The sequence below is a fragment of the Streptomyces sp. PA03-6a genome (assembly GCF_033792765.1).
In the GTDB taxonomy this organism is placed as follows: Bacteria; Actinomycetota; Actinomycetes; order Streptomycetales; family Streptomycetaceae; genus Actinacidiphila.
The window spans coordinates 1-8993 of the sequence record NZ_JARAVK010000311.1 but is presented as its reverse complement, the minus strand read 5'-3'; the positions used below and the strand labels follow the sequence as shown (position 1 = coordinate 8993).

The 8993-nt window shown below is 73.5% G+C and carries 8 protein-coding genes and 2 tRNA genes; 6 read left to right on the top strand and 4 right to left on the bottom strand.

The window, feature by feature from the left end; all coding sequences use genetic code 11:
- A partial coding sequence (locus PV350_RS40950) for a PAS domain-containing protein (RefSeq protein ID WP_500338486.1) occupies positions 1 to 1689 on the bottom strand: 1689 nt, incomplete at its 3' end.
- Positions 1690 to 1908: 219 nt separating this feature from the next.
- The gene (locus tag PV350_RS40945; RefSeq protein WP_499512977.1) at positions 1909 to 2328 is read right to left on the bottom strand and encodes an SSI family serine proteinase inhibitor; all 420 of its coding nucleotides are present in this window, start codon (positions 2326 to 2328) and stop codon (positions 1909 to 1911) included.
- A gap of 207 nt (positions 2329 to 2535) precedes the next feature.
- Here PV350_RS40945 and PV350_RS40940 point away from each other — a divergent pair.
- From PV350_RS40940 to PV350_RS40930, 3 genes are all read left to right on the top strand, one after another.
- Positions 2536 to 2626, top strand: a tRNA-Ser gene (locus PV350_RS40940).
- Between the two features lie 181 nt (positions 2627 to 2807).
- Positions 2808 to 2880: transfer RNA gene (locus tag PV350_RS40935), tRNA-Arg, on the top strand.
- A gap of 113 nt (positions 2881 to 2993) precedes the next feature.
- Complete coding sequence (locus PV350_RS40930) at positions 2994 to 3206, top strand: EF-hand domain-containing protein (RefSeq protein ID WP_499512978.1); 213 nt, start codon at positions 2994 to 2996, stop codon at positions 3204 to 3206.
- 15 nt (positions 3207 to 3221) lie between these two features.
- Here the strand turns inward: PV350_RS40930 and PV350_RS40925 are convergent, their stop codons facing one another.
- Both PV350_RS40925 and PV350_RS40920 read right to left on the bottom strand, forming a co-directional pair.
- On the bottom strand, positions 3222 to 4061 hold the full coding sequence (locus tag PV350_RS40925; protein ID WP_500338484.1) for an MEDS domain-containing protein: 840 nt from the start codon (positions 4059 to 4061) through the stop codon (positions 3222 to 3224).
- A 109-nt stretch (positions 4062 to 4170) separates the two neighbouring features.
- Positions 4171 to 5052, bottom strand: coding sequence for an LLM class F420-dependent oxidoreductase (locus PV350_RS40920; RefSeq protein WP_500338482.1), 882 nt, complete (start codon positions 5050 to 5052; stop codon positions 4171 to 4173).
- A gap of 191 nt (positions 5053 to 5243) precedes the next feature.
- Between PV350_RS40920 and PV350_RS40915 the strand changes: the two genes are divergently transcribed.
- Genes PV350_RS40915 through PV350_RS40905 form a run of 3 tightly spaced genes read left to right on the top strand, consistent with a single transcriptional unit; the run spans position 5244 to position 8922 of the window.
- On the top strand, positions 5244 to 5984 hold the full coding sequence (locus PV350_RS40915; RefSeq protein ID WP_500338480.1) for a response regulator transcription factor: 741 nt from the start codon (positions 5244 to 5246) through the stop codon (positions 5982 to 5984).
- Positions 5981 to 7531, top strand: coding sequence for a sensor histidine kinase (locus PV350_RS40910; protein ID WP_499512982.1), 1551 nt, complete (start codon positions 5981 to 5983; stop codon positions 7529 to 7531). The genes PV350_RS40915 and PV350_RS40910 overlap by 4 nt, the downstream gene beginning before the upstream one ends.
- Before the next feature lie 26 nt (positions 7532 to 7557).
- On the top strand, positions 7558 to 8922 hold the full coding sequence (locus tag PV350_RS40905) for a bifunctional glycosyltransferase family 2/GtrA family protein (protein WP_500338478.1): 1365 nt from the start codon (positions 7558 to 7560) through the stop codon (positions 8920 to 8922).
- Positions 8923 to 8993 lie beyond the last annotated feature (71 nt).

Genomic DNA, 8993 nt, shown 5'->3' with positions numbered 1-8993 from the left:
GGCCTGCTGCTCCTCGGGACGCCGCAGGGCACGGCGCCGCCCTGTCGGGGTCGGCGCGTCGGTGGTCGGCGCGGCGGGCAGCGCGAGCGCGGCACCGGGGGTCGCCACCGGCGTGGCGGGCCGGGGCGGCTGCGGGGACGGGACGGGCGCCGCGGCCGGGGCGGTACCGCGCACCGGCTCGGCCGGCACCGGCATGACGGTCGTCTCCGACTCCCGCCGGGGCTCCTTGACCGCCGTCTTTGCGCCGCCCTTGCCGACCGGCACCTCCATCACGTACGCGCTGCCCTGCCCGGGCACGTCGTGCGTCTGGAGCACGCCGCCGTGCTTCTCGACGATGCCCCGCGCGATCGGCAGGTGCACCGGGTTGTCGCCCGCGTGCGGGCCGCGCACCTCGATGCGGACGGAGTCGCCGCGCTGCGCCGCCGCCACCACGATCGTGGAGTCGACGCCGCCGACCACGACCGGCATGTTGCCGGCCGCGTCGACGCCCGCCACGTCCGCGATCAGGTGGGACAGCGCCTGGGACATCCGCTCGGCGTCGACGGTCGCCTCGATCGGCGGCGCGTGCACCGCGTACTGCGCCCGTCCGGGACCGATCAGCTCGACCGCCGCCTCGACGCCGGACGCCACGACCTTGTCCATCGAGGTCGTCTCGCGCTGCAGCTTCTCCTCGCCCCGGTCGAGCCGCTGGAAGGAGAGCACGCTGTCGATGAGCGTGGTGATCCGCGCGTAGCCCGCGGTGAGGTGGTGCAGGATCTGGTTGGCCTCCGGCCACAGCTGCCCGGCCGGGTCGTTGGCGAGCCCGGCCAGCTCGGCCCGCAGTTCGTCCAGCGGTCCGCGCAGGGCGTCGCCGAGCAGCGACTGCAGTTGCGCGTTGCGGGCGGCGAGCGCGTCGAAGCGCGTGCGGTCGGTGAAGGTCATCACCGCGCCGACCAGCTGGTCGCCCTCCCGCACCGGCGCCGTGATCAGGTCGACCGGCACCGAGCGCCCGTCCTTGCGCCACAGCACCTGACCGCGGACCCGGTGCTTCAGCCCGGAGCGCAGCGTCTCGGAGAGCGGCGTCTCCTCGGCCGGCAGCGGGGTGCCGTCCGGACGGGAGTGGTGCACCAGCGGGTGCAGCTCCTGCCCGCCGAGGTCGGTGGCCCGGAAGCCCAGGATCTGCGCGGCCGAGGGGTTGACCAGGACGATCTTGCCGTCGGTGTCGACGCCGACCACGCCCTCGCTGGCGGCGCGCAGGATCATCTCGGTCTGGCGCTGCTGGCGGGCGAGTTCGGCCTCGGTGTCCAGCGTCCCGGTCAGGTCGCGGACGACCAGCATCAGCAGCTCGTCGCCGGTGTAGCTGTACGTCTCGGCGAAAGGTGTGCGGGCGTCGTCGAGGTTCGCGCTCGTGACCTCCACCGGAATTTCACTGCCGTCGGTCCGCCGGGCGACCATCCGGGTCGGCTTGGTGCGGCCCTCATCGTCGTCGGGGCGGCGCATCGAACCGGGGATGCGACGCGCGTCGAACGCCGGCAGGAGGTCGAGCAGCCCGCGGCCCACGAGGGCGGTGCCCGGCGACTCGAAGGTCTCCAGGGCGATGGAATTGGCGTTGACGACGGTCCCGTTGGCGTTCACCAGCAGCAGCGCGTCGGGGAGCGCGTCGAGTATTGCCGCGAGGCGAGCAGCGCCTCGGGATGGCCTGCTGCTCACGAGACGCGTCCTCCCTGAAAACCGCACTTGCTGCCGCGCCACCACCCGCGAAGGGGGCATCCACCGGTGGTGGCCATCTTGCCGCCGACCGGGGGGCATGTCACTAGAGCGAGTGTACGGGCAGAGGTTGGCGGCGAGGCTCCGGATGCCCATGTCCCGTACGCGTGAGTAGTGTTCGTGGTCGAGCCGTGCCGATGTGGTGTCGGTCACCTCCCCAGGTCACGCCCCCGGGCCACCGGACCCGTCGTGGACGGCGGGTGCGGGCAGCACCGGGGCCATACGCCGCCACCGGGCCGTCTCGCAACCGTTGCTGCGGTCGTAGCGGGCGTCCACGGGCCGGCCGCGCCAGCTGCCCCGCACCGTCGCCCGCTGCGGGCCGCCGTAGATCATCGTGCACATCGTGCCCTCGGGCTCGGGCCCCACCGGCCCGCCCAGCCGCTCCAGGAGCGCGCACGCCTCCCTCGCGTCCGGGTGCGTCCCGCCCGCGGGGTCGCAGCGCAGGTCGTACTCGGACAGGTGCCCGCCCCCGTCGTCCACGGTCACCCGCAGCACGTCGGAGGACTCCCCCGCCCCCGGAGGGCAGGCCAGGGCCGGTGCGGCCACCGTCAGCGGCAGGCCGAGCGCGAGCGCGGCGGTCATGGGTCCACGAGCCAATCGCATGCTCCGTCCCTACCTCTCCGGCACCGTCCGCGCCCGTCAATCCACCCGATCGTGGGCGCGCCGCCCCGGCGCCCGCCGCAACGCCTTTGCCCTGGCCGTGCACGGCCGAGTAATCTGGTCAGCGATTGGTCCCAGCCCGGTGGGCTGTGCCATCATCTGCACACACCCGCTCGCGCGGGTACGTGAGGAGGCGTCGCCTAGTCCGGTCTATGGCGCCGCACTGCTAATGCGGTTTGGGCTTTACCGTCCATCGAGGGTTCAAATCCCTCCGCCTCCGCCTCACAGAAGCCCCGGCCACCCGGCCGGGGCTTCTGCCGTTCCCGGCATCCCTCCTGGACCCCGCATTCGGCGTTTCGGCAGGTCAGAGCGGGTGCGGCTAATGGATTTCACCTCACGGCGCGGGTCATGTAATGTTGTTCCCGCAACGCCGACCGGCAAGAAAACGCCGGGAAGCACAAGCACTCGTAGCTCAACGGATAGAGCATCTGACTACGGATCAGAAGGTTGCAGGTTCGAATCCTGCCGAGTGCACAGCAAGCCAGAGGCCCCCGGGATCACCCGGGGGCCTCTCGCGTTGGGGGGTCGTTGCGGCGGCTAGGGTGTGCGCAGTCAGGACCCAGTACACACAAGGAGGGGTGGTCACGATGGCGGACATCGAGGCGGCCAAGAAGGCGTTCACGCGATTCGATGTCGACGGGGACGGGCTCATCACGGCGAGCGAGTACAAGAGCGTGATGGCGCAGCTCGGGGACTTCAACGTGACCGAGACCGTGGCGCAGAGCGTCATCAGGGCCGTCGACGCCAACGGCGACGGCAAGATCTCGTGGGACGAGTTCTGGGCGGCCCAGCAGGTCTGACGCCGGGCCGGGGGTTCAGGTCTCCTCGAGGAGGAGCTGGGGGACCTCGGTCGCGCCGCAGAGCCGCAGGGTGCGCGCGTGCAGTCGTGGGCAGCGGATGGTGACGCGGTCGGCGGGGCCGAGGGACGCCACGTGGCGGATCAGGACGGATGCGCAGCGGGCGTCGAGGAAGGCCACCCGGGTGAGGTCGACCCGGTACGGCGGGCCGGCGGGCGCCGCGAAGGCGTGACGGACGGCCAGTTCGAAGTCGTTGCGGGTGGCGAGGTCCGCGTCGCCGCGGAGGGCGAGGGTGTCGCCGGAGCGCTCCGCGCGCAGTGATCCGTGGCGGGGGCGTACGCAGACCGGGTGGGCCGCCCGGACCCGGTCGAGGAGCGAGGCGGCGAAGCGCCGCTGGTCGTACTCGCAGATGGTGGTGAGGCCGAGGCCCGCGAGGATCGGGGTCATGGCGGTCTCGTGGCCGAGCAGGCGGTCGCGGTCGAGGTGGGGGCCGAGGGCCCAGGACATGTCGCCGGCCACGCGGAGGCCGGAGAAGCCGTGGCAGTGGGCGGTGTTCGTCAGCGCGGTCCAGGCGGCGGCGCCGTCGTAGCCGGGGACCTCGGGGGTGATGACCAGGGCGCTGTGGCGGACCGCGTCGGCGGCGCGGACCCCGTGGGCGCTGAGGCGGGTGACGGCCTCGGCCGGGGGCGTACCGGGATCGGTGAAGAGCAGGACGCGTTCGCCGCGGGCCAGCCCGATCGCGGTGAAGGCGGCGCGGATCTCCCAGCGGTCGTCCTCGTCCTGGAAGCCGAGGCAGGCGTGGTCGCCGGACGCCATGCGGTCGACCGAGACAGTACGAGGCACGGTGCCGCTGTCCATGGGGCCGAACATACGCCCGGCCCCGTGGAGCGGCCGGGCGCTGAACGCCTTTGAGCGGAGGGTTCCGTTCCTGTCGGCGGTCTGTCCCCGATTGCCTGCGGGAGGACCTTCAGTGACCGGTGGGCTTCAGCGCCGCGGCCAGCCGGCGCCACTCCTCGCGCGGCAGTCCGGACCGGTCCTCGCCGGAGGCCAGCACCTGGACGGCGACGTGGTCGGCGCCCGCGTCGAGGAAGGCGTCGATCCGCTGCCGGACCCGCTCCTCGTCGCCCCAGCCGAAGAGCGCGTCGACCAGGCGGTCGCTGCCCCCGTCGGCGAGGTCGTCCTCGGTGAACCCCAGACGCAGCCAGTTGCCGGTGTAGTTGGGGAGCGTCAGGTAGAACGCCAGCATCTCCCGGGCCCTCTCGCGGGCCCGTGCCGGGTCGGTCTCCAGGACGACCGTGAACTCCGGTGCCAGCAGCGGCCCCTCGCCCAGCGTGGCCCGCGCCTGCGCGGTGTGCTCGACGGTGACCAGGTAGGGGTGGGCGCCCGCCGAGCGGTCGCGCGCGAGGCCCAGCATCCGCGGGCCGAGCGCGGCGAGCACCCGGTTGCCGGCCGGCGCCCCGGCGGCGTCAAGTTCGTCGAGGTAGCGGGTCATCGCGGCGTACGGGTGCTTGTACTGCTCGGCGAGGCGGGCGTGGCTGACGCCCAGCCCGAGCAGGAAGCGCCCGGGGTGGGCGGCTTCGAGGCCCGCCTGGCGGGCGGCGGTGTCCTCGGCCCCGTACTGCCAGATGCTGAGGATGCCGGTCGCGACGGTGATGGAGGAGGTGGCCTCGATCAGCGGTACCGCGTGCTCGACGCCGCTGCTGCCGCCGAGCCACAGGGCCCCGTAGCCCAGTTCCTCCAGTTCGGCCGCGGTCTCGGCCAGTTCGGCCGCGCGGGCCGGGTCGGGGTCGCGCAGCCCGGCGTTCCACAGGCCGTAGCGTCCGATCGCCGGCGTCCGGCTGTCGCTCATGGGTCTTCTCCCGCCGTGAAGTCCGTTTGAAGTTCGACGTCCTTCGTACCAAAACGGGGTCCGCGGCCCGCGCATTCCCGGCCCGGCGGCGCGTCAGGGCCATCGCGACAGGACCTTCGAGACAGGGGATTCTCAGGGAAATCACAGGCAGCGAAAAGGGGGTTCTCAGCGGCGGCTCACAGGATGCGGGCATGACCGCGTCTCCTTCCCCCGCCGCCGACCTCACGCGTCCGGACGGCGCACCTGTCCGGGTGCTCGTCGTCGACGACGAGAACGCCCTCGCCGACCTGCTCTCCATGGCCCTGCGCTACGAGGGCTGGGACGTCCACACCGAAGGCACCGGCTCCGACGCGCTGCGCGCCGCGCGTGAGCTGCGACCGGACGCCGCGGTCCTCGACGTCATGCTGCCCGACATGGACGGCCTGGAGGTCCTGGCCCGGCTGCGCCGCGAACTGCCCGACGTGCCGGTGCTGTTCCTCACCGCCAAGGACGCCGTCGAGGACCGCATCGCGGGCCTCACCGCGGGCGGTGACGACTACGTCACCAAGCCGTTCAGCCTGGAGGAGGTCGTGGCCCGGCTGCGCGGGCTGCTCCGCCGGGCCGGGGCCGCCACCGCCCGCCAGGAGTCGCTGCTGGTCGTGGGCGACCTCGTGCTCGACGAGGACAGCCACGAGGTCAGCCGCGGCGGCCAGGGCATCCACCTCACGGCCACCGAGTTCGAACTGCTGCGGTACCTGATGCGCAATCCGCGCCGGGTGCTGAGCAAGGCGCAGATCCTCGACCGCGTCTGGTCCTACGACTTCGGGGGCCAGGCCAACGTCGTCGAGCTCTACATCTCCTACCTGCGCAAGAAGATCGACGTGGGCCGCCTCCCGATGATCCACACCCGGCGCGGCGCCGGCTACCTGATCAAGCCGGGCGAAGCGGCGTGAGCCGGGTCCGCCGGCGCGCGTCCCTGCGGACCCGGCTGGTGGTCTCCTCGGTCGCGCTCATCGCGGTCGTGTGCGCGGTCATCGGTACGGTCACGACGCTCGCCCTGCAGTCCTTCCTCTTCACTCAACTGGACAAGCAGGTCGAGGCGGTCGCCGGCCGGGCCCGGCTTGACCCGGGGTACGACGGCAAGCAGCCGGTCGGGCCGCCGGTGGTCCCCGGGACCACCGGGACGGGCGTCGACGGCTCCGGTACCGGGTCCCTGCGCTTCATCACCGGGCCCGGCATCGCCCCCGGGACCGTGGGCGCCCGGCTCGACGCGACCGGCGCGGTGACCGCCGCCGGCGTCAGCGCGCAGCCCAGCGGCACCCAGTCCCGGCTGCAGGCCCGGCCGCTCACCGCCCCGCAGCGCGAGGCGTTCGCGGCCGTCCCCCTGGACGGCCTGCCGCACACGCTCGACGTCCCGGGACTGGGCGGCTTCCGCGTGCAGTCGGCCACCGACGGCACCGGTGGGTGGCTGCTCGTGGGGCTGCCGACGACGACCGTCCGCGACACCATCGGCACCCTCGTGGTCGTCGAGGCCTGCGTCACCGCCGCGGGGCTGGCCGCCGCCGGGATGGCCGGCTTCGTCATGATCCGGCTCAGCCTCCACCCGCTGCGCCGGGTCGCCGCCACCGCCACCCGGGTCTCCGAACTCACCCTCCACCGCGGCGAGGTCGCCCTCCACGACCGCGTGCCGGACGCCGACACCGATCCGCGCACCGAGGTCGGCCAGGTCGGCGCCGCGCTCAACCGCATGCTCGACCACGTCGGCAACGCCCTGCACGCCCGCCAGGAGAGCGAGACCCGGGTCCGGCGGTTCGTCGCCGACGCCAGCCACGAACTGCGCACCCCGCTGGCCTCCATCCGCGGGTACGCCGAGCTGACCCGGCGCGGCCGGGAGACGATCGGCCCGGACACCCGGCACGCGCTCGGCCGGATCGAGTCGGAGGCGAGCCGGATGACCACCCTGGTGGAGGACCTGCTGCTGCTCGCGCGGCTGGACGCCGGGCGCCCGCTGGGCCTCACCGGGACGGACATGTCCCCGCTGGTCGTCGACGCCGTCAGCGACGCCCGCGCGGCCGGGAACGACCACCACTGGCTGCTGAGCCTCCCGGACGAACCCGCCGTCGTGCACGGCGACCCGGAGCGCCTGCACCAGGTGCTGACCAACCTGCTCGCCAACGCCCGCGCCCACACCCCGCCCGGCAGCACCGTCGTCGCGCGCGTCGTGCCGCGCGGCCCGGAGGTGCTGGTCGAGGTCGAGGACGACGGTCCCGGCATCCCGTCCGCCCTGCTGCCGCACGTCTTCGAGCGCTTCGCGCGCGGTGACGCCTCCCGCTCCCGGGCGGCCGGCAGCACGGGCCTGGGACTCGCCATCGTCCAGGCCGTGGTGGCCGCGCACCGCGGCGCGGTGTCCATCGACAGCGTGCCCGGCCGTACCGTCTTCCGCGTCCACCTGCCCGCCGCGCACTCACAGCTGCCGCTCAGCGCCGCCACAACGTCATGACAGCGCGCCGGACCAAGGTCGTCGCCATGCGAACCCAACAGCTCCCACCGACCGGCCGGCCGGCCCGGGGCCCGGAGGCCCTCCCCGCCCGTGAGCACCTGGTGGTCGCGCAGACCGAACCGGTGCTCGACGTCGTGATCCCCGTGCACAACGAGGAGAAGGACCTCGAAGGCTGCGTTCGCCGGCTCCACACGCATCTGCGGCGCACCTTCCCCTACCCGTTCCGGATCACCGTCGCCGACAACGCCAGCACCGACCGCACGCCGCTGATCGCCGCGGCCCTGGAGGCCGAGCTGCCCGAGGTCAGCGCCTTCCGGCTGGAACGCAAGGGCCGCGGCCTCGCCCTGCGCGCGGTGTGGTCGGCCTCCGGGGCACCGGTGCTGGCGTACATGGACGCCGACCTGTCCACCGACCTCAACGCGCTGCTGCCGCTGGTCGCCCCGCTGATCTCCGGCCACTCCGACCTGGCGATCGGCTCCCGGCTGGCCCGCAGCTCGCGCGTCGTGCGGGGCGCCAAGCGGGAGTTCATCTCCCGCTCCTACAACGTCCTGCTGCGGACCTCGCTGGCCGCCCGCTTCTCCGACGCACAGTGCGGCTTCAAGGCCATCCGCAAGGACGTCGCGGAGCGGCTGCTGCCCCTGGTGGAGGACACCGGCTGGTTCTTCGACACCGAGATGCTCGTGCTGGCCGAACGGGCCGGGCTGCGCATCCACGAGGTGCCGGTCGACTGGGTCGACGACCCCGACTCGAGCGTGGACGTCGTCAGGACCGCCACCGACGACCTCAAGGGCGTCTGGCGGGTGGGCAGGGCGCTGGCCACGGGCGCCCTCCCGCTCGACCGGCTGCGCCGGCCCTTCGGCGACGACCCGCGCGACCGCGGTCTCGCCGACGTGCCGGCCGGGCTCGCCCGGCAGTTGGTCGGCTTCTGCGTCGTCGGCGGGCTGAGCACGGTCGCGTACCTGCTGCTGTACACGGCCTTCCGCACCCTCTGCGGTGCCCAGGCCGCCAACGCCCTCGCCCTGCTGCTCTCGGCGGTGGGCAACACGGCCGCCAACCGGCGGCTGACCTTCGGCGTACGCGGCCGCGACAAGGCCGTGCGGCACCAGGCGCAGGGGGTGCTCGTCTTCGGCATCGGCCTGGCGCTCACCAGCGGATCTCTGGCCGCGCTGCACGTCGCCGACACCACGCCCGCGCACGGCACCGAACTCGCCGTGCTCGTCGCGGCCAACCTCGCCGCGACGGTGCTGCGTTTCCTGCTCTTCCGCGCCTGGGTCTTCCCCGACCGGACGGGCGGCCCCCGGCCCGTAGCGGTCGCGGATCCCACCCGGGACGCCACCGTCCCCCTGCCGACCGCGCGTCCCGGCGCGCACGACCCGAGGAGCGACCGATGACCACGTCGCGGAGCGACGAGGCCCGGGACCGGGCCTGTCCCTAAAAAACACATAAACCGCCCGACAAAAAA

Excerpts from the sequence above, each read along its gene's own strand:
- PV350_RS40945 (WP_499512977.1), bottom strand. The coding sequence starts at position 2,328 with ATGACCGCCGCGCTCGCGCTCGGCCTGCCGCTGACGGTGGCCGCACCG.
- PV350_RS40930 (WP_499512978.1), top strand. The coding sequence starts at position 2,994 with ATGGCGGACATCGAGGCGGCCAAGAAGGCGTTCACGCGATTCGATGTC.
- PV350_RS40925 (WP_500338484.1), bottom strand. The coding sequence starts at position 4,061 with ATGGACAGCGGCACCGTGCCTCGTACTGTCTCGGTCGACCGCATGGCG.
- PV350_RS40920 (WP_500338482.1), bottom strand. The coding sequence starts at position 5,052 with ATGAGCGACAGCCGGACGCCGGCGATCGGACGCTACGGCCTGTGGAAC.
- PV350_RS40915 (WP_500338480.1), top strand. The coding sequence starts at position 5,244 with ATGACCGCGTCTCCTTCCCCCGCCGCCGACCTCACGCGTCCGGACGGC.
- PV350_RS40905 (WP_500338478.1), top strand. The coding sequence starts at position 7,558 with ATGCGAACCCAACAGCTCCCACCGACCGGCCGGCCGGCCCGGGGCCCG.